Source organism: Verrucomicrobiota bacterium (genome assembly GCA_038744685.1).
GTDB lineage: Bacteria > Verrucomicrobiota > Verrucomicrobiia > Opitutales > Puniceicoccaceae > Puniceicoccus.
Map to the genome: position 1 here is coordinate 1 of JBCDMB010000039.1, position 19,949 is coordinate 19,949.

The window sequence follows — 19,949 nt, forward strand, 5'->3', positions numbered from 1 at the left end:
CCTCATCGAGCCGGATGATCTTCTCGTTCCCAGAAGCCTTCGCTTCCTCTTCTGTCTCTTTCTCGCTCATTGTCTTGGTTCCTTATCTGAACCTTCCTGAGCACCTCCAAATCAAAAGTGCGAAAAATATCCTACGTTATCAGCCGCCAGCAGCACACCTACAACCTTCGTCTCTTTTCGAGCTACGGCGGTCAAGAGCTTGAGGCACTACGAAGATGGAATCATCCGAGGTGTTTTATGTTGCCTCCTACTTGGGGTAGGTGCGCTTGACTGGATATGGAGAACTTGCTGGACTCGCTGAGCAGTGAATCGCTTCCTTTTTCTCTCATTGCTACTCGCGCTGCCGTCAAAGCTGATGGCCAATGCAGGCATATTCGATGGCGGTGGTTCTACGCTGCGGCTGGGCAATACGGATCAAATCCAAATGAAATCAGAGATTGTCGAGATTCGTTTTCGTCCGGCGGATGGGTTGGTGACGGGTTCCGGCAAGCATCGCGATGTTGCCGAATATCGGTGCTACTTTATCCTCGAAAATCTCTCTGACGAAACCATCACTGCGCAAATCGGGTTCCCGTTGATTACAGATACTCAAAGGCCTCTGGAAGAGAAAGTGGCTCGCAGGATTTTGGAGCGAAGGGAATTTTCAGCAAAGTCGGGAGATACGGTGTTTCGGACCGAATACGTTCCCGAGAGCGATCAGGGAGAGTTTGGCTCTGTTTTCATTTGGGAGATGGAGTTTCCGCCAAGGTCGACCGTTCCTCTGGAAGTCTCCTATCAATTGTTTGGCTATATTGGTGCTTGGAGCACACGCAATGATCCTCGTGACTTTGAGAACGACTACATCGAAAACCCATACTTGGCGACCCTGGAAGGAGCTTTTGTACAGTCTTATCCCTACGTAACCCGAACCGGACAAAGTTGGGCTGAGGAAATCGAGGAGGCCACTTTCATCGTTCACCACGAAGAATTTCTGCGGCACTTGCAAGAGAGAGGAGCGTTCGAGGAAGATCCCAACAAACCCAGAGAATTCATGAATGAAGAGATTCGCGCAAGGTACGCGGTGTTATCTTCGGGAGCAGTCTATTTGAACTTCTCCGGAGGCGAGTGGGCATTGGATGAGAGTGGAAAGTGCTTCGTTCTCCATGAAAAACCGTTTTCCGCAGCAGAGGATATCGAAGTCTCCTTTGTTTTCTCGATTTTGCCAAAGAATTCAGAAGCTCTGGAAATACTTCTCGCCCGGATACAATCGCAATACGAGAAAGACCGCGAGTCCGCGAACCGAATCATATCCGAAGTGCTGGAAAATTCGTCGGAGCGTGACCGGAATCGCCAAGTGCTGTTTCAGGAAAGATGGGACAAGGGGTTGTCGGAACCGTTTGGAGCCCGTCAGAGGAAGAACGTGGCCGACGTGATCCTCGAGTTCTATGGAATCAAAACGAATAATCCAGCGATTGAGAATTTTTTGAATCATCAAAGCTGGTATCCGGTGACCGTTGAAAGGACTATCGATCCCGAACTTGAGGAAAATTTACTGGCTCTTCACAGCTACGAAAAGAAACTGTCCTTCAAAGACGCAGGCGACAGAAAGAATTCGCGATTCGGGTTTTGACCGTATTTGCTAATGGCTTTTCTACCGGATGCTGCGGACTCTCTTAGAGCTGCGGAAAAGGCTCAAGACTGGCCTGTGATTGGTCAGAATCGAGGTGCTACTCGAAAAGAGTGCCCACCTTGTCGTCCCACGAGACTGAGTTGACTAGCCATTCGCCCGAGGGATTGTAAAAGGTGATCGACCAACGCAGGGAGGATTTCTCGAACTTTTGCAGATAGATCAGACGCAAAAGCGAGTCGCCTACCTTTTCGGTTCGGATGTATTCCGTTCCCACTATGGCACCAAACCTGTTTTTGACACTACCCATCTGTTCGTTCGTCTGTTCGACTAAGTTCTTGTAAGTGCTCTCTTCAATAGGCCAAAGAGGCTGTAGAAGTGCGAATGCCTTCGTGTACTCTTCTGCTTTGACGAGACCCATGAACTGATCGGAAAGCTGGACCACCGCCTTCTCTGAATCCTCTTGGGCGTAAGCGAAAATGGGGATGAACAGAAGGATAAGAAGCGATCTCATATTGGGGAGGAAAATGAAGGAGGACGAAATTGCGAGGGTGAATTGGGAGGATCATTTCGAGTCACCTCGCTTCGTCCACCACAGAAGGAAAGCTCCGCCCAACAAAAGAGGAATGGAATAAAACTGCCCTCTGCTTAGGCCGATGATGAGAGGAGCGTCGGGTTCGCGGACGAATTCGGTGAGGAGGCGAATGGCGCTGTAGCCGATGAGGAATTCTGCACTGATTCTTCCCGGAGAGAGGTTTGGGTTTTTCCAGAAACGCCACTGGAGCCAGGCGAAGAGGATGAGGCCTTCGCCGAGGGCTTGATAGAGTTGTGAGGGGTGTCGGGGTTCGGGGAGGCCTGTGATGGGATCCGGAGGGCTGTCGGGAAAGATCACGGCCCATTGGACTGTCGTCACCCGACCCCAGAGTTCGCCGTTGATGAAGTTGGCGAGTCTCCCGAGACCCAGACCGATTGGGGCCACGGTGGCGCACAGGTCGGTGAGCGATAGGAACTGAACGTTGCGGCGTTTTGCGAATACAAGAAGGGCGAAGATGACGCCGATCATTCCCCCATGGCTGGCCATCCCCCCTTGCCAGACCGCGAAAAGAATCAGGGGATCCTGGACGAACTCAGCCCAGTCATAGAGCAGGACGTAGCCGAGGCGGCCACCCAGGACGACTCCGACGAGAAGGTAGGTGAGCAGGTCGAGCTCTTCTCCCTTCTTCAGCGGGGATCTGATCTTGCGGCGGTAGTAAATGAGTAGCCCAATCCCACCGATGAAACCGAGAAGGTAGGCCAGCCCGTAATAGCGAATGCCCTGGATCGGAAATCCCTCCGGAAACTCGATGAGGAAGGGACTTAGATCGTGGACCCACTGGGCGACTGAGTGTGGAAAAGTCATTGATCGGATTGATGGCTAACGGCTTCGTAGGTGCCTCCGCCAATGAGTTGGTCTCCTCGGTAAAAGGCGAGGATCTGTCCGAGGGCTAGTGCGCGCTGGGCATCGGCAAACTGAACTTCTACAGAGTCATTGGCCGTAGAGAGAATTTTGATCTTCTGTGCTGGATCCCGGTATCGTGGTTTCGCAGTGAGTTCCTCGCCATCCTCAACCGGTTCTCCGATCCAGTTCAGATTTTTGATCACGGCTCCGGTTTGGTAGAGGAGGGGAGTGTTCGGTTCGTCGAATCCAACAACGAGCTGGTTCTTCTCCAGATCTTTTGCGACGACGACGAAGGCGCGGTTGTCCGTGTTCGATGGAACTCCAATCCCTTTTCTTTGCCCGATCGTGAATCGATGCAGGCCCTTGTGTTCACCTTTGAGGGCGCCTTCGGTGTCAACGATCGGTCCAGGATTGTCAGGTATAAAATTCGCCAAAAACTCATCGATCTTCACTTTTCCCAGAAAACAGATGCCCTGGCTGTCTTTCTTGCCTGCGTTGGGAAGCCCAAGCTCTTTGGCCTTCTCACGGACTTCGGATTTCTTGAGGTTTCCGACAGGAAAGTAAACGTCGGCTAGGTCTTCCGCCCGGGTCATCGCGAGAAAGTAGGACTGGTCCTTATTCTTATCTTTCCCTTCAAAGATTTGGGTTCTGGTTCCCGCTTTCATAGACCGACAATAATGCCCGGTTGCAACGTGTGCGAAACCTTGGTTTCGGGCAACGTCACGAAAGACTCCGAACTTCATTTCCCGATTGCACATCACGTCGGGATTCGGTGTCACGCCACGGCGATAGCCTTCGACGAGGTAGCTGACGACTCTCTCCCTGTAATCATGGACCAAGTTGACGATCCGGAACGGAATTCCAAGGTGATCAGCCGCAGCCCTTGCATCTTCGATATCCTGAGCTGCAGGGCACTCGCCGAGCTCATTCTCATCGTGCCAAGTACGGATATAGGCACCTTCGACAGAAAAGCCGTTTTCCAAAAGTAGTGCAGCCGCAACCGAGCTGTCGACGCCGCCGGAAAGGGCAACGAGGACGCGAATAGTGTCTTTTGGGTCGGGTCTCAGACCCTGAGTAGAGTCCTAATAGAAACTGGGTGTCGAGATGGAAGTGGCACCGGCGGCAACGGTATGATCCTCGCCATTAGCCCAGATCTCATCATTCACGAGAAACTTGAAGACAATTCCACTATCGGCCTCGGCAGACTCCCATTTCCACTCGTCCGAGCTGACGTTTTCCATAGGAACACCCTCATTCCAGCTGAGGCCTCCTCCCTCGCCTCTGATGTAAAGCACGTTACCATAACGCACGTCTACCCGAGCGAGAATCCTTGTGAGAGGAACCTTCGATGAGGACTTAGCAACGGCTTTTTTCGTGGCAGATTTTTTCACCGCTTTTTTAGTGACTTTCTTGGCCGCCTTTTTGGCTACTTTTTTAGTAGTTTTCTTAGCGACTTTCTTCGTGGTTTTTTTCGCTGCTGACATGGTTTGATTGAGTTTTAGATATGACCAGATCGACGTAAGCAGTTTGACTTCCAATTCCGGAGAACGGAAGCAGATTCAGTCGCCTAGGCACGAAATTTATTCTTCGATCCAGAGTTTCCCGCAGCAAATGGGAGGGAAAAAATGGGAGCTAATGAACGCGATAATCTCCGCTGTTGTTTGGCGCTCGCCAATCGCTAAGGCCGGAGACTAAATCATGCTCAATGAAAGGCATTCGACTGGGGCTTACCGGAACCATCGGTTTAGGGAAATCCACCGCGCTGTCGTTATTCGCAAGGCAGGGTTGGCGGACGGTACGAACCGATGTTTTGGCACGAGAGAAGTTGCTTCTGGATCTGGCCAACCACATGCCTTGCGCGGAGGATTTCCTCTGGTCCTATCTCGCGGGCCACCGGCCTCGCGAAAGGTGCGACCGGCCTCGCAAGCCGCGTCTGTTGAAACAGTGGTGAGTTCCAAGCCAAGGTCTTTCAAAATTGCGTCGTATTCTTGGCTGATCTTCGATCAGGGAAAAATTGGCAGCAACAATCGGAGAGATGGCCAAAACGCCCTGGATCAGGCTCCGATCCATTGATGGAAAGTGGCGACGGAGAGTGAGTGCTTGGGCAAGCGGGAATGCCGTGAATCGGCTCTGTGCCCGGCTTGCTCCCGGACTTCGCTCGGTGTGATTCCGTAGCGTTTGCGAAAGCTTCGGTAAAAGTGGGGCAAATCACGAAATCCCCAGCGCTCGCAAATCCAGCGGATGGATTTGGAAGCGCTCTCCGACTTCAAAAGTTCTCGGTAGCAGGCCGCGAGACGTTCATTTTGGATAAATTTGTGGATGCCGCCTTCCTTCTGAAACAGGCGGTAGGCGGAGGATCTGGAAAGGCCGAAGGCTCGCTGCACGTCTTCCAAGCCGAGACTCGGCCGTTGCAGGTTTCTTTGTAGGAATTCGTGAATGGCAGGGAGACCCATTTCCGCTGAGCCGGGCTGTCCTTTCAGATCGGATTCGAGCAGATTGTTCAGCAAGGCGGCGAACGCATTCGCAATCTTCGGGCTGTCTTGGACTGAAAATTCATCCATTCCACCGCAGATCGCGCGCAGCGAGTGAGAGAGAAGGCGCCCACCGGCAGAGCCGATGTTCCATTCATGCACCGGAGCGCGTTTGTAGAGGACATCACTCAGCTGCACGCGGTCGCGGGGGATAATGACGGACAGTTGATGCACCTCCGTCGAAGTTCTCGCAAAGGGATGAGCCCAGTCCTGCAAAACCACTCGATCCGGGGAAATCCGCGTATCGGCTCCGTTGATGCTTCCCACTTCCTGTCCCCGCTGGACGAAGTGCAGCGCCAAGTGATCGAATTCTCCTCCACGCAAATGCGCGGCGCTCCTTTCGAAACGAGCGGCGCCGTAATGGGTCTCGCCAAAGACCAACCCTTCCATTTCGCAAAACCGGACGCCGGTATGGTAATCGGCCGATTTTTTCTCCCGTTTCGTATCGAAGACAGGTCGGCAAAAGTCGTGCCAAGTCTCGAAGCCATCTAGCTCGGCATCGTTCCGAGTGTCCAATTGGACCACCGGAAGTTTTTTGAGCTCGGATGGGCGAGAGTCTTTCATGGACAATTAGCACGGCTACTTGCTCACGGTGAAAAAGCAATAGTCGGACGTTGATTCAGGAAAAATCAGGAAGTCAAACCGGGGCTGATTAATCCTCCAATTCGTCTCGGGCTGGGACTCTCGAACAATGGATTTTGGGACTCCGAACAATTGCGAAGCACGGCGGAAATTTGGCAAAATACGAGGGTGCAGGATGATGAAAATTAATAAAAATCTTTTTGTTTCACGCCTTTTGGCAGTCCTGACTGCTTTCTTGGTTTGCCTGTCTTTGACGGCGCGGGCCAATGTTTTCAACGTAACGAACCTATTCGATAGCGGTGCCGGGTCCTTGCGTGATGCGATCACGCAGGCTGAGTCGTCTGCTGGTTCGGATACCATTAATTTTGGAGTCGGCGGGACGATCAACTTCGGGAGCATCCTGCCCACGATCACCAGCGATATCTCCATCAGCAGCAACGGCTTTGGCGTTACCTTCGACGGGACCTCGGCCGGAGACCGGGCCTTTCTCCAGACCGGAGGCACCCTCTCGCTATCGGGTTTGACGATTCAGAACTTTACCGCGACAAACGTCACCACTTCTTCAACTAGTGGGGGTGCGATTCGCGTTGAGGGAGGTGATCTGAATATCTCTGGCAGTACTTTCATTGGAAACTCGGGCCTCACTGGAGGGGCCATTCGCTTGCAGGGCGGCGGAACCGGAACCATCAATAGCAGCACATTTACGGGCAACAGCAGCCTTCAGGGAGGTGCGATTACGACGTCAAGTGCTAATCTTAACTTGATTGGCTCGCAAGTTACTAACAACACATCGATCAACACGGGTAATCTAGCTACAGGGATCGGCGGTGGATTGTCACTGTCCGGAGGTGTCGTGAGCATCGACAACTCGGACATATCGGATAACGTTGGAGAACGGGCTGGCGGTGGTCTGCGTATCAACGGAGCGACGGTCACCATCACGAATTCGTCGATCAACTCCAACGAAGCACAAACCCTGGACGAAGATGGGGGTGGGCTCATTGTTTTTGGCGAGGCAGATGTCACTATATCCGACAGCGAAATCAACGAAAATACCTCAAATGGATCTGCTGGTGGTTTGCAAATGCAGAACGTCGACACCGAAGTGACCCTCGAACGCACGACTGTGGATGGAAATGAGGCCAGAACCGGTGGCGGTATTGCGATTGACGGGGGCGAGCTTACCATCACCCAAACGACCATCAGCAACAACGAGGCAACGGATACTACTGGGGGCGGTATTCAAGGAGTCCGCGCAACCGATATCACCATTGAAAACAGCACGATTAGCGGCAATACCAGTTCTGGTGGGGGTGGCGGTATCGCTCTAGGTGAGGAAGTTTCGGGTGAAATCACCAGCAGCACCATAGCTTTCAACAACTCAGGAGGAGGAGGAGCCGGTCTGCGTTTCAGTCAAGGTGCCGATAATACCTTCGAAGTAGAGAATTCCATCTTCAGCGACAACCTCAATAGCGGAACCCCCGATAACATCAGCGGCCCGGTAGAATCGCTCGGCTACAACCTCTTTGATGATGACGGTGGAGGTATCGTCGCTTCAATCGGGGACCAGTTCAATGCTTTCGCCGACCTCGACGCCCTTGCCGCCAATGGCGGACCGACCTTCACCCACGCCCTCGGAGTGTTTAGCGAGGCTATTGACGCCGGATCGACCAACCTGCCCACCGACCAGCGCGGGTTTTTCCGACCGGGTGGCTCCGCCGACGACATCGGTGCTTACGAGTTCGGTGCCGTTCCCGAGCTGTCGGCGACCAGCCTGTTCGTTGGTATCGCCGCGTTGCTGGTCGTGACACGGCGGCGGAGAAGGTACAGGTAAAGATAGGACGCAGGGGGGCGAGGTCCGTTTCTTTGACTCTCGCCAAACCGTCCACCATTCCCTAGCGATGGTGGGATGAAAGGCATTCGGCTCGGGCTTACCGGAACCATCGGCTCAGGAAAGTCGACTACGCTTTCCTTTTTCGCGAATGAGGGTTGGATTACGGTCCGAACGGATGACCTGGCCCGTGAAGAATTGGAGAGGTCGGAGATGAAACAGGTGATCCGCGAAAGGTGGGGTTCTGGTATTTTCGATAGTGGTGGGAGATTGAAACGGAAGAGCCTCGCGGGGATCGTTTTTAGTGATCCTCAAGAGCTGGAGTGGTTGGAATCGGTCCTTCACCCACGCGTTCGGGAGAGGTGGCTTTCAATAACGGAAAAGTCTGAAGATCTCGAAACAGTCGTCGAAATCCCGCTACTCTTTGAGAAAAGCCTTGCTTCCCACTTTGATTTTGTGGTTTCTGTTTCTTGTCCGGAGAATCTCCAGCTCGAACGTCTTTTGGCGAAAGGGCTTACCGCCGATGACATTGAGGCTCGGAAACTTCGGCAACTCCCTGCGTTTGAGAAAGAATCTCGAGCCCATCATGTCCTCTCCAACTGTGGAACTCTAACTTTTCTTGAAAAACAAGTCATCTCCTTGTCGGAACAGTTACGCTTACAGACAAGGCCTTCCCTATGAGTGAAGAATTAACCGAAATGGATCAACCGGTGACCCCGGTTGCAGAAGAAACCGTAACCCCTGCGAAAAAGGTCGTGAAACGGGCGCGCAAAAAGGCAGCGGCTCCCAAAGCGGAGAAGGAAGAGTCCGAATCTTTCCCTGAGGCCGACAGTGCAGAGCGGAATGAAAAAACAGGGTCTGAAGAGAGTTCGTCCTTCGATGGGGGCTCGAGCGACGAGAACGGTGGAGGTTTGGTCTATTCCTCCGATTCGGATCAGCCGCCGGTTGGTGTTGCAGGGGAAGAAGAGCGGAAGGAGTCCGATAGGGGAGGCCCTTCTCACTTCCGCCAACAATCGCGGGGGAACGATGGCAACCGACAGGGAAACAATGGAGGCAATCCCCGGAACAACCGGAAAAAGAAGAAACGAGGCAAGGCAGAGCGTCCTGGAGGTGCAGCGAGGCGCCACACTCCTTTTACAGCAGGCGAGGTTCCCGTTGAGGTCGATCCTCACCTTGAGCTTGGACAGCTAGCGAACGACGAGCTTTTGCAGCGGCACGCCTCCTTAGAAGAGTCGTTTACCCAATTGTTTGACACCGAGAAAGACGCCATCGCATTCAATCCGTTCTACGACCTCCCTCTTCAGGAGCTTAGAGAGCGGGGAAGGGAGATGGAGCTTGATTTGGAGAATGCTCCAGCGCGGCCTCAGATCCTCGAAAAGATGCTCAAGAAGTTTGAGCAGGAACGACAGCCAATTTTGGTTGAGGGGTGTCTTGAAGTCCTTGACGAGGGCTTTGGGATGGTGGTTTTTGCGGAAGACAGTTATCGACTCAAACCGCTTTGTCCTTTTGTGAGCGAGGCTCTTATCGAGCACCACGGTTTGCAAAGAGGCCACACCGTGGAGGTCTTGGTTCAGGCTCCTCGTGAAGGGGAGTCTTGCCCTATTGCCCTTCGAGTGAAGTCGGTCATGGGCGGAGCGATTGAAGACCTCGAAAAGCTCACCCCTTTTACGGAACTGACTCCCTATTACCCGTTGGATCGCATCCTCTTGGAGAACTCCGACGAGGACCCGGAAAACAACCTCTCGATGAGGGTGGTCGATTTGATTACCCCCATCGGTTTTGGTCAGCGTGGTCTGATTGTCGCACCACCCAGAACCGGAAAAACGGTCCTTCTTCAGGGAGTCGCCAACTCGGTTCAGCTCAACTATCCCGAGGCGCACCTGATCGTCCTCCTCATCGACGAGCGGCCCGAGGAAGTGACGGACTTTCGCAGGCGGGTAAAAGGTGAGGTGATCAGTTCGACTTTTGACGAGACCGCGGGCAGTCACGTACACGCCGCCGAAATGGTGATTGAAAAGGCGCGCCGGATGGTCGAGGTGGGACGGGACGTCGTGATCCTCCTCGATTCGATTACCCGATTGGCGAGGGCCTACAATACGCTGATGCCGAATAGCGGTAAGATTCTTTCCGGGGGGGTTGAGGCCAATGCTTTGCAGAAGCCAAAACGCTTTTTTGGGTCAGCGCGTAACATTGAGGACGGCGGTAGCATAACGATCATGGGCACTGCGCTGGTGGAAACGGGCAGTAAGATGGACGAGGTGATCTTCGAGGAGTTCAAGGGCACCGGTAACATGGAACTGCACTTGGATCGGGGTCTAGTGGATAAGCGAATTTTCCCGGCTCTTGCAATGGATCGGAGTGGGACGAGAAAAGAAGAACTCCTCTATCATCCGGATGAGATGATGAAAGTTTATTCTCTCCGAAGGGCGACAAAGGGTGTGCCGCCAATCGAGGCAATGGAAATGTTGATCACGCGGGTTAAGAAGACGCGTAGCAACGCCGAGTTTCTGATGACCCTCAGCCGGTAGCTGGCACGCGCCTTACGGATTTGTAAATTTTACTTTTCGTCGTTTGGGATCGTTAGCAGCAGAGAGTTGACGTTGTCGGACTTTTGCAATGAGGTGGTGTCTTAGCTGTAGCACCCGATTGTAACCAAAATCATCCCTCTACCCTTATTGTGACTTCTGCAGACGACTACGTTCTTCAGCTCCTTGCTGAGAGAGAAATTATTACCGAAGAGGATATCGACGCCGCTTTGGGTGAGGTCCGCGCCAACGTGGAAGACCAGGAGGGTGACACTGACGAGAACTCTCTTGCTCTCCAGTTGTTGATCGATCGTGGATATACGACGGGAGATCAAATTGCGGAAACGCTGGCTGATTCCTTCAACATGGAATTGGTCGACTTGGACGATACCCGGATCGATGAAGACACTCTGAAGAAGCTCCCGGGTTCACTTGCACGGCGATACAACGTATTTCCACTGGAGATCGATGATTCCGAGGTGAAGCTCGCCATTAGCGATCCACTGGATGTCGACGTTACGGACAACATTGCTCAATATCTTCGCAAAACCGTTACGCCCTACATTGCCACCGTCGATGCGATTGAGAAGGCAATTGCAAGTAACTATGGTGAGGAAGACACGTCGGAAATGGCTTCCTTTATTTCCAATCTGGATGCAGATGAAGAGGACGCCCAGCTAAGCGAAGTAGCCGATGGTCTCAATATCGAGGGACTTGAGAGTGGAAGTGCGGAGGATGGGCCGATCATTCGTTACGTCCAGATGTTGATATCCGAGGCTCTTAAACGGCGGTCTTCTGATATTCATCTCGAGCCGCTCGAGAAACAGTTTCGAGTCCGCTACCGGATCGATGGAGTCCTCCATGAAGTGGAGGGGCCACCCAAACGTTTGCAGCCCGCGATTCTTTCTCGGATCAAGCTCATGGCGAACGTGAGCATTGCGGAGAAACGCATCCCTCAGGACGGCCGTATTTCCGCGACTGCTGGAGGCAAAGACATTGACTTGCGGGTATCCGTCTTGCCGACCGCTTTTGGCGAGAGCATCGTCATGCGGATTCTTGATAAGGAGGGCCTGAAGCTCGGACTTCCTGAACTCGGTTTCTTTTCGGACGATCAGGCAGTGTTCGAGCGTATCATCGCCATGCCGGATGGAGTTTTTCTGGTCACTGGACCGACAGGGTCTGGAAAATCGACGACTCTCTATTCAGCGCTGAATTACATCAACCAGCCGGATCGAAAGATCATCACTGTTGAAGACCCGGTCGAGTATGAGATGGCGGGAATCAATCAGGTCCAAGTGCGTAGGGAAGTTGGGATGGACTTTACCTCAGCGCTTCGTGCGATGCTCCGGCAGGCGCCAAACATCATTATGGTGGGCGAGATTCGGGATAAGGAAACTGCTGAGATCGCGATCAATGCATCACTCACGGGTCACATGGTGTTCAGCACGCTGCACACGAACGACGCACCCAGTGCAATTACACGTCTTGTAGACATTGGAGTAAAACCGTTCTTGGTTTCGGCAGCTCTCCGCGCGGCTATGGCGCAGCGCCTGGTCCGCAAAATCTGTCTGAAATGCAAGGCAGAATATGTCCCTGAGAAGAAGGAACTGGATGCGGTGGGAATCCGTGCTGACGAGGTGCAGGATGGTAACTTTATGAAGGGCGAGGGCTGTGCGACCTGCTCGGGGACTGGCTATCGGGGTCGGTTCGGAGTTTTCGAGCTGTTTGCGGTGAACGACGAGATTGCTCAAATGATCTACGAGGAGAGAACTTTGGTGGAGATGCGCAAGAAGGCCCGTGATCTTGGAATGCGGTCGATGCGCGAAGACGGGATCCGGAAAATCATGGCGGGAATGACGACCTGCGAAGAGGTTTTGAAGTCGACGGTTGCGGCAAGCGAGTAGGGGATGGGTTACGAACTCAACGACCTGTTGGAGCTAACGGTATCTGAGGGTGCCTCGGATCTTCACATCCATGTGGGACGTCCTCCATCTCTCCGGGGGAGCTGGGGAATGAATCCAGTGGAAGGGCCTGATCTATCCCCTGAAGACACCGAACAATTGGCGATGGCAATCTCATCCGATGAAATCCAGCAGAGGTTGAAAAGCGTTGGGCAGGCTGACTTCGGATTTGCTTACAAAAACTCCTGCCGCTTTCGGGTAAACGTATTCCGAGCGCGCGGGAATGTCGGAATGGTTCTCAGACAGATCCCCTCGGACCTCTTTAGCCTTCCGGATATTGGTATTCCACGGCAGGTTGTGGAGTTGTTGAACCGGCCTCGAGGGTTGATCCTGGTTACTGGCCCGACGGGTTCAGGAAAATCGACAACTCTCGCCTCTATGGTGGATTGGATTAATCGTCATCGGGACGGTCACATTGTTACGATCGAGGATCCAATCGAGTATTTCCACCCTCACCAGAATTGCATCCTTACCCAGCGCGAGTTGGGCCATGACGTAGACAACTTTGCCGATGCGATTCGAGCGGCACTGCGGCAGGATCCAGATGTGATCCTGGTCGGTGAGATGAGGGATTTAGAGACAATTCAGGCAGCCGTCACTGCCGCTGAGACTGGGCACTTGGTCTTTGGAACCCTTCACACAACAGGCGCAGCCCGCACGGTGGATCGGATTGTGGACGCTTTTCCGGCTTCGACAAAGGACCAGATTCGCACCCAGCTGGCTTCATCGATAGTGGCCGTAATTTCTCAAGTGCTTTGCAAGAAAATTGGTGGTGGGCACGTCGCCGGACTGGAAATTATGGTGAATACCACCTCGATCGCGCAGCAGATCCGGGAGAATAAGACGTTTCGGATAGACTCGGACATCCAGACTGGAGGAAGGCTCGGGATGATCTCCCTTGATGTGCATTTGCAGGCTCTCGTGAACCAAGGTTTAATCGAACCCTTAGAAGCGCTGGGAAAGGCCCAGAAACCCCATAGTATGCGGGAGAAATTAGCAGAGAACGGATTTAATGTATAAGGCCCCATGTTTGAAGACCACAACGATACGATTTACGATTTGCTGAAAGAGCGGGAGTTGGTTCCACACGATCAACTGGTGGCCGCTTTTGATGAGACCCACGGAACAGGAAAAGCTCTGGCGGAAGTGCTGATCGACTCAGAATTTCTGACCGAGAAGCAGATTCTCGAAAATCTGGCAGATTATCTTGGGCATCAGTACCTCGATGATCTTCCAAAAATGGTTGAAGAAGATGTTGCAAAGCAGGTAAGGCCGAACCTTGCGCGAATGTATGGAGTAGTGCCTCTCCGGTTCGACGACACCTCCATTGATCTTCTCGCGGTCGATCCGCTCAATTTCAGCATAGTTGATGACCTGACTTTCACCCTGAACAAGGACATCAACCTAGTCGTTGCGGATCCTCCGGGTATCGAAGAGCTTTTGGTTGAGACCTACGGTCAGGGCGATTCTTCAATTGATGACCTCCTTGGAGAACTTGATGAAGATTCAATTGAGGACGTCGATGATGACATCTCGGACGACGACCTTAGTCAGCTTGCGAACCAGACGCCGATCATCCGCTTTGTGAATTTGGTGCTGCAGCAAGCGATTAAGGACAAGGCATCGGATATTCACTTTGAGCCTTTTGAAGACCAGTTTCGGATTCGCTATCGAATCGATGGGGCTCTCTACGAGATGTCTCCTCCTCCGAAAAAGTTGGCGATTCCGGTGATCTCCCGAATCAAGGTGGTCGCCAACCTCAACATTGCCGAAAAGAGAATTCCGCAGGATGGAAGAATCAAGATGACCATTGCCGGTCGGCCGGTCGACCTTAGAGTCTCGACTTTACCGACTCAATTCGGTGAGAGTGTCGTTTTGCGAGTGTTGGACAAATCGGTCGTGAACCTTGATTTGGAGTCGCTCTCCCTCCCGGATGACATTCTCGAGAACATTCGCTACACGGTTCGGCTTCCCAATGGTATTTTCATTGTAACGGGTCCGACCGGCAGTGGAAAGACAACTACTCTTTATAGTGCCTTGCGGGAGATCAACAAGATCGACACAAAGATCCTGACTGCGGAAGACCCAATCGAATATGAGATTGATGGGATTATGCAGGTCGCCGTGAATCACCAAGTCGGGCTCGATTTCGCAAAGGCACTCCGTTCGTTCCTTCGGCAGGACCCGGACAAGATTATGGTTGGAGAAATCCGGGATATTGAGACTGCCCAGATTGCTGTTCAGGCCTCTTTGACCGGTCACGTCGTCCTGAGCACACTTCACACGAATGACTCTGCTGGAGCCGTCACCCGCTTAGTCGATATGGGTCTCGAGCCGTTTCTCATTTCCTCTTCTCTGGAGGCAGTTTTGGCGCAAAGACTGGTGCGAAGAATCTGTCGCCATTGCCGCCAGGAATACGAGCCGGACAGTGAAATGATTGATCATCTTGGCGTGGATCCGCTCGAGGTGGGTGACAAGAGCTTCTTCTTTGGGAGCGGTTGTCCGCAGTGTAATGACACGGGTTATGCTGGCCGAATCGGACTCTTTGAAATGATCATGGTCACCGACCCGTTGCGGGAGCTAATCAACAAGCGCTCGCCTACTTTGGTAGTGCGCCAAAAAGCTCTTGAACAAGGCATGCGGAGCTTGCGGGAAGATGGGCTGCGCGCGATTTTTGACGGCCTTACCACGATTGAAGAGGTTCTAAAATACACTTGATCCAAGAAAACCCCGGAATTAGTCTCTCCTCTCTCTGCAAAAGGTAACCTTTAACTGAACTATGCCCCAATTCTCCTACAAAGCTATCGACGGAAACGGTAAGGAACGCCGTGGAAATGTAAGTGCTGCCAGTGCAGCAGATGCCAACAACCAACTCACGGGAATGGGCTTGATGCCAACCGAGGTTGTCGAAGCGCAGGGAAAAGGGAAAAAAGGCTCTAAGGCTACTGCGGGAAGTAAGAAAAAAGCGGGGCTTTTCGGAAGAGTGAATTCTGAAGAGCTTACTCTTTTTACTCGTCAACTGGCTACTCTGCTACGTTCTGGGGTTCCGCTTTTGCGGGCACTGGACGTGATGGAAAGGCAGGAAAAGAACCCGAAACTCGCGGGAATAATTTCCAGCCTCGCGGAGAATGTTCGGGCAGGTAATTCGTTTTCCGATGGGCTGACCCAGTTTCCGAAGATCTTCGACAAACTCTACGTGAATATGGTCCGTGCTGGTGAGGCTGGCGGTGTCCTTGAAACGGTCTTGGATCGGCTAGCAGGCTTCATGGAGAAGTCCCTACGTCTCAAGAAGAAGGTGAAGTCTGCGATGATTTACCCTTCGGTCGTCGTCTTCGTAGCAATTGTTATCGTTGTCCTGTTGATGGTGGTTGTGGTTCCCAAATTTGAGCAGATCTTTCAGGAAATGTTGAGGGGTGCGGCTCTGCCTGGTGTAACTCAAATCGTCATCGGAACGAGTCGATTTATTCAGGACAACCTATGGGTAGTTCTCGGTGGTTTGGCAGTTCTGATCGTTCTGTTCCGTGTTTTGGTGAAGACTTCAGCAGGGGGAAGAGCAAAGGACCTATTTGTATACAAGCTTCCGAAGATTGGAGATCTCTTAGGAAAGGCGAACATCGCCCGGTTCACTCGCACCTTCGGCACGCTTCTTTCGAGTGGTGTTCCGATTCTGGATGCCTTGGTGATCACTCGTGAGATTGTATCAAACCGTTATTTTTCCGACGCCATTGGGAGGATCCACGATCAAGTCAGAGATGGTGAGTCCGTTGCTGCGCCAATGAGTAACGAGAAGGTTTTCCCGACAATGGTCACTAGTATGGTGGAAGTCGGCGAGGAGACAGGTGAGCTTGATGAGATGCTTACTCGCGTTGCTGACAACTACGACGAGGATGTAGACAATGCGGTGAACGGAATCACGTCGATTATTGAGCCGGTGATGATCGTATTTTTGGCGGTCGTGGTTGGCTTCATTGTGATCGCGCTGTTTATGCCGATCATCAAGATTATCGAGACGTTGAGCGTCTAAAGTATCGGTGATGCTGGTCGCGATTTCTCGCGACCTTACATCAGCGCTGTTTGTTCCCTATTTTGGGTTTTTGTTCCTCTCCCTTTCGAGGTACTGGATCACATCTTCGAATTTCTCTGCGTTTGATTCGTCCGCTTTTACAAGGTCCTGATGTGCCTCCAGCATCGAATCAGTCCCCACGTTGGCACTTTTGAGAGTTTCGAAGTCCCCTTCCACCCCATGTTGGGGATCTGGTTCGGTTCGAATCGTCAACAGCCGATCGAGGCCAAGATCGTTGACGAGTTCACGATTCCTTGCATTGAGGCGCCACAACTCCATGGTGCCATCGGATGTCTTCCGCTGGAGCCGCAGGGCCGCACCTGCCAAAAGACCTAGAAAGGTACTGTCCATTCCAGAACATCCCCCAAAATCGACTATGAAATGCCGTTTTCCTTCTTTTATTAGAAGAGAGAACAGACTCCCAACAGGACCACTAGTGAGGTAGCTGGCTCGACCATTGATTTTCAGGACAACCGGATCGCCACTCACATCGACCGTGAAAACAGGCTGATCCTTTTCTGCCATGAGGGGTCTCTCCAAAAGATGTTATCTCGTAAGGTCTCTCAAGACATAGGGAAGGATGCCGCCATGGCGGTAGTATTCAATTTCTACGCCAGTGTCGATCCGCACCAGAACAGTGACAGATTCCGTTGATCCGTCGCTTTTTTCAATTACTAGTTCTGTCTCCGTCTGGGGTGCTAGATCGTCAGTGATTTTAGGTAATGAGAAGATCTCACTACCGTCGAGTGAGAGCGATTCAGCATTTTGGCCTTCCTTGAACTGCAAAGGGAGAACCCCCATTCCGATCAAGTTACTCCGGTGAATTCTCTCATAGCTCTGGGCAATGACCGCCTTGACGCCGAGAAGAGCGGTTCCTTTCGCAGCCCAATCACGGGAACTTCCCATGCCGTAGTCATTACCCGAAATGACGATCAGGGGAATACCCTGCTCGCGGTAGGTTTCGCAGGCTTCAAAAATGGTGGTTTCCTCTTCGGAAGGCATCAGTCGGGTGTAGCCCCCCTCTTTTCCTCCGGCTAGTCCGTTTTTGATCCGCACATTAGCAAAAGTTCCACGGGTCATGATTCTGTCATTACCGCGCCTTGATCCAAATGAGTTGAAAAATCTCTTTTCAACCCCTTTTGAGATGAGGAACTTCCCCGCGGGTCCGTCTGGAGGTATGGCTCCTGCAGGGGAGATGTGGTCGGTGGTGACCGAATCCCCGAAGATTGCAAGAGGGCGCATCCCGAGGATGGGTTCGATCATTCCCGGCTTTGGCTGAAAATCGGTAAAAAATGGTGGGTTTTGGATATAGGTGCTATCCTCATCCCATTGATAGAGGTCTCCGGTCGCCGAGGAAATTTCCGTCCACTCCTCGTTTGCGCTGACGATTTCTGAATACTTTTCCTGAAACATTTCCGGGGTGATGCCAAATTCGATCAATTCCTTGATTTCCGCTTGGGTGGGCCACAGATCGGAAAGGAAAACTGGAACTCCGTCTTTCCCGGTTCCGATTGGCTCCAGATCGAGGTTGATGTCGACTCTACCAGCCAAAGCGAAGGCTACTACCAAAGGAGGAGACATGAGAAAGTTCGCTTTGATTGAGCTGTGGACCCGTGCTTCAAAGTTGCGATTTCCAGACAGGACACTGGCGGCTACCAAATCCCCTTCCTTGATCGCGGCCTCAATCTCATCGTCTAACGGTCCGCTGTTTCCGATACAAGTGGTGCACCCGTAACCGACCAGTTGGAAACCGAGTTGATCCAGGTATTGGTCGAGGCCTGTTTTGCTGAGGTAATCCGTTACTACACGGGAACCTGGAGCCAGGCTGGACTTCACGTAATCCGGCACCGATAGACCTTTTTCGATCGCCTTCTTGGCAACGAGACCGGCTGCGAGCATGACGCTCGGGTTGCTTGTGTTTGTGCAGCTCGTGATCGCAGCAATTACGACCGATCCATGTTTAAGCTCCTCAGCTTCTTCATGCTCGTGATGAACATCACGAGAGGGAAAGGCCGGACGGTCAGAAACCATCTCCTGCGCGTTTCTATCCGTCCCGGGAGCAGTTTGCGAAAAGTTGTCTCCACCAGATATCTCGTTGCCCACTGGTTGCTCGATCGCGTGGACGCGGACGGACCGGTCTAAATCGTCGCTCTTTCCAAATCCTCCATCGGCAAGTGGGCTGTTTAGAAGCTCTCCAAATGTCTCCTTCAATTCCGGGATATCGATTCGATCTTGCGGCCTTTTCGGTCCGGCAGTGCAGGGAACTACAGTGCCGATCTCCAAATCAATCACCTCAGTGTAATCGATATCACCCTTCTTTGGAATTCCGTAAAGCCCCTGTGCCTTTAGGTAGTCTCTCACCAAATTGATCTGATCAGGAGAGCGTCCTGTCACCCTCATATAGTCTAGCGACTGCTCGTCCACGGGGAAGAAACCCATTGTTGCCCCGTATTCTGGGGCCATGTTGGCAATGGTTGCCCGGTCGGCGAGTGTTAGCTGTTCAACCCCCTCACCAAAAAACTCGATAAACTTCCCAACAACCTTTCGCTTCCGCAGCATTTCGGTGATCCGCAGGGTAAGATCGGTAGCGGTAACCCCGTCCCGGAGGAATCCGGTGAGGTTTACACCAATGACTTCAGGTGTTAGGAAATAGACCGGTTGCCCCAGCATTCCCGCTTCCGCTTCGATGCCACCAACACCCCAGCCAACAATTCCAATCCCGTTGATCATTGTCGTGTGAGAATCGGTCCCCACCAAAGTATCCGGGTAAAAAACAGTCTCTCCCTGTATCTTCCGTTCGAATACGATTTTCGCGAGATACTCGAGGTTGACTTGGTGAACGATTCCTATCGCAGGGGGAACTACGCTAAAGGTGTCGAATGCCTGCTGCCCCCACTTGAGGAACTCGTAGCGCTCACGGTTACGATCAAATTCGAATCTAAGATTCTGGCGAAAGGCTTCTGCTGTTCCCGCCCGATCTACCTGCACGGAATGATCCACAACTAGGTCCACCGGAACCAATGGTTCGATAACGGAAGGATCCTTGCCCAGCTGGGCTGCCGCATCCCGCATCGCGGCCAGGTCGACTAAAAGCGGCACACCCGTAAAGTCTTGAAGAACAATTCGCGAGACTGTGAAGGGAATTTCCTCTTGTGCAGGACTCTTTGCGTTCCAATTCGCAAGTCTAGTGACGTCATCCTCAGAAATTCTCTGTCCATCGCAATTTCTAAGGACCGACTCGAGAACGATCCGTATACTTACCGGAAGCCTGCTTATGGGACCAACGCCTTGCTTTTCCAACTCAGGGAGTGAGTAGAACTTACCGGAAGAGTTGCCGCTCTTGAATGGCTGAAGGCTATTGAAGGGATTGTTCATGAATCCGTGCCGTTTCGACTGTGAGGGGGGTGTGATT

At 52.5% G+C, this 19,949-nt stretch carries 15 protein-coding genes; 8 read left to right on the forward strand and 7 right to left on the reverse strand.

Annotation, left to right across the window (positions count from 1 at the left end; all coding sequences use genetic code 11):
* The first annotated feature begins 304 nt into the window (after positions 1-304).
* Positions 305-1,609, forward strand: a complete 1,305-nt coding sequence (locus AAGJ81_14905; protein ID MEM0967434.1) for a hypothetical protein — start codon at positions 305-307, stop codon at positions 1,607-1,609.
* Between the two features lie 97 nt (positions 1,610-1,706).
* Here AAGJ81_14905 and AAGJ81_14910 read toward each other — a convergent pair whose 3' ends face one another.
* From AAGJ81_14910 to AAGJ81_14930, 5 genes are all read right to left on the reverse strand, one after another.
* Positions 1,707-2,120 carry a hypothetical protein gene (locus AAGJ81_14910; GenBank protein MEM0967435.1) on the reverse strand — a complete coding sequence of 138 codons (414 nt, stop codon included), beginning with the start codon at positions 2,118-2,120 and terminating at the stop codon, positions 1,707-1,709.
* A 51-nt stretch (positions 2,121-2,171) separates the two neighbouring features.
* Positions 2,172-3,005 (reverse strand): prolipoprotein diacylglyceryl transferase, encoded by an 834-nt coding sequence (gene lgt, locus AAGJ81_14915; protein MEM0967436.1) that lies wholly within the window; start codon positions 3,003-3,005, stop codon positions 2,172-2,174.
* Positions 3,002-4,111, reverse strand: a complete 1,110-nt coding sequence (mnmA, locus tag AAGJ81_14920) for a tRNA 2-thiouridine(34) synthase MnmA (GenBank protein MEM0967437.1) — start codon at positions 4,109-4,111, stop codon at positions 3,002-3,004. The genes lgt and mnmA overlap by 4 nt, the downstream gene beginning before the upstream one ends.
* A gap of 15 nt (positions 4,112-4,126) precedes the next feature.
* Positions 4,127-4,528 (reverse strand): hypothetical protein, encoded by a 402-nt coding sequence (locus AAGJ81_14925; protein MEM0967438.1) that lies wholly within the window; start codon positions 4,526-4,528, stop codon positions 4,127-4,129.
* Between the two features lie 570 nt (positions 4,529-5,098).
* Positions 5,099-6,139 (reverse strand): helix-turn-helix domain-containing protein, encoded by a 1,041-nt coding sequence (locus AAGJ81_14930; GenBank protein ID MEM0967439.1) that lies wholly within the window; start codon positions 6,137-6,139, stop codon positions 5,099-5,101.
* 193 nt (positions 6,140-6,332) lie between these two features.
* Between AAGJ81_14930 and AAGJ81_14935 the strand changes: the two genes are divergently transcribed.
* The 7 genes from AAGJ81_14935 to AAGJ81_14965 all read left to right on the forward strand — a co-directional run bounded on the left by AAGJ81_14935 (position 6,333) and on the right by AAGJ81_14965 (position 16,498).
* Positions 6,333-7,991: a choice-of-anchor Q domain-containing protein gene (locus AAGJ81_14935; GenBank protein MEM0967440.1), complete on the forward strand. Its 1,659-nt coding sequence runs from the start codon at positions 6,333-6,335 to the stop codon at positions 7,989-7,991.
* Between the two features lie 75 nt (positions 7,992-8,066).
* The gene (gene coaE, locus AAGJ81_14940; protein MEM0967441.1) at positions 8,067-8,669 is read left to right on the forward strand and encodes a dephospho-CoA kinase; all 603 of its coding nucleotides are present in this window, start codon (positions 8,067-8,069) and stop codon (positions 8,667-8,669) included.
* Positions 8,666-10,516, forward strand: a complete 1,851-nt coding sequence (rho, locus tag AAGJ81_14945) for a transcription termination factor Rho (protein ID MEM0967442.1) — start codon at positions 8,666-8,668, stop codon at positions 10,514-10,516. The genes coaE and rho overlap by 4 nt, the downstream gene beginning before the upstream one ends.
* 149 nt (positions 10,517-10,665) lie before the next feature.
* Positions 10,666-12,417, forward strand: a complete 1,752-nt coding sequence (locus tag AAGJ81_14950; GenBank protein ID MEM0967443.1) for an ATPase, T2SS/T4P/T4SS family — start codon at positions 10,666-10,668, stop codon at positions 12,415-12,417.
* Between the two features lie 3 nt (positions 12,418-12,420).
* The gene (locus AAGJ81_14955; GenBank protein ID MEM0967444.1) at positions 12,421-13,494 is read left to right on the forward strand and encodes a type IV pilus twitching motility protein PilT; all 1,074 of its coding nucleotides are present in this window, start codon (positions 12,421-12,423) and stop codon (positions 13,492-13,494) included.
* A gap of 6 nt (positions 13,495-13,500) precedes the next feature.
* The gene (locus AAGJ81_14960; protein MEM0967445.1) at positions 13,501-15,192 is read left to right on the forward strand and encodes an ATPase, T2SS/T4P/T4SS family; all 1,692 of its coding nucleotides are present in this window, start codon (positions 13,501-13,503) and stop codon (positions 15,190-15,192) included.
* 61 nt (positions 15,193-15,253) lie between these two features.
* On the forward strand, positions 15,254-16,498 hold the full coding sequence (locus tag AAGJ81_14965; protein MEM0967446.1) for a type II secretion system F family protein: 1,245 nt from the start codon (positions 15,254-15,256) through the stop codon (positions 16,496-16,498).
* Between the two features lie 57 nt (positions 16,499-16,555).
* Here the strand turns inward: AAGJ81_14965 and AAGJ81_14970 are convergent, their stop codons facing one another.
* Positions 16,556-17,062, reverse strand: coding sequence for an STAS domain-containing protein (locus tag AAGJ81_14970; protein MEM0967447.1), 507 nt, complete (start codon positions 17,060-17,062; stop codon positions 16,556-16,558).
* Positions 17,063-17,083: 21 nt separating this feature from the next.
* Positions 17,084-19,912, reverse strand: a complete 2,829-nt coding sequence (locus AAGJ81_14975) for an aconitate hydratase (protein ID MEM0967448.1) — start codon at positions 19,910-19,912, stop codon at positions 17,084-17,086.
* Between the last annotated feature and the right edge of the window lie 37 nt (positions 19,913-19,949).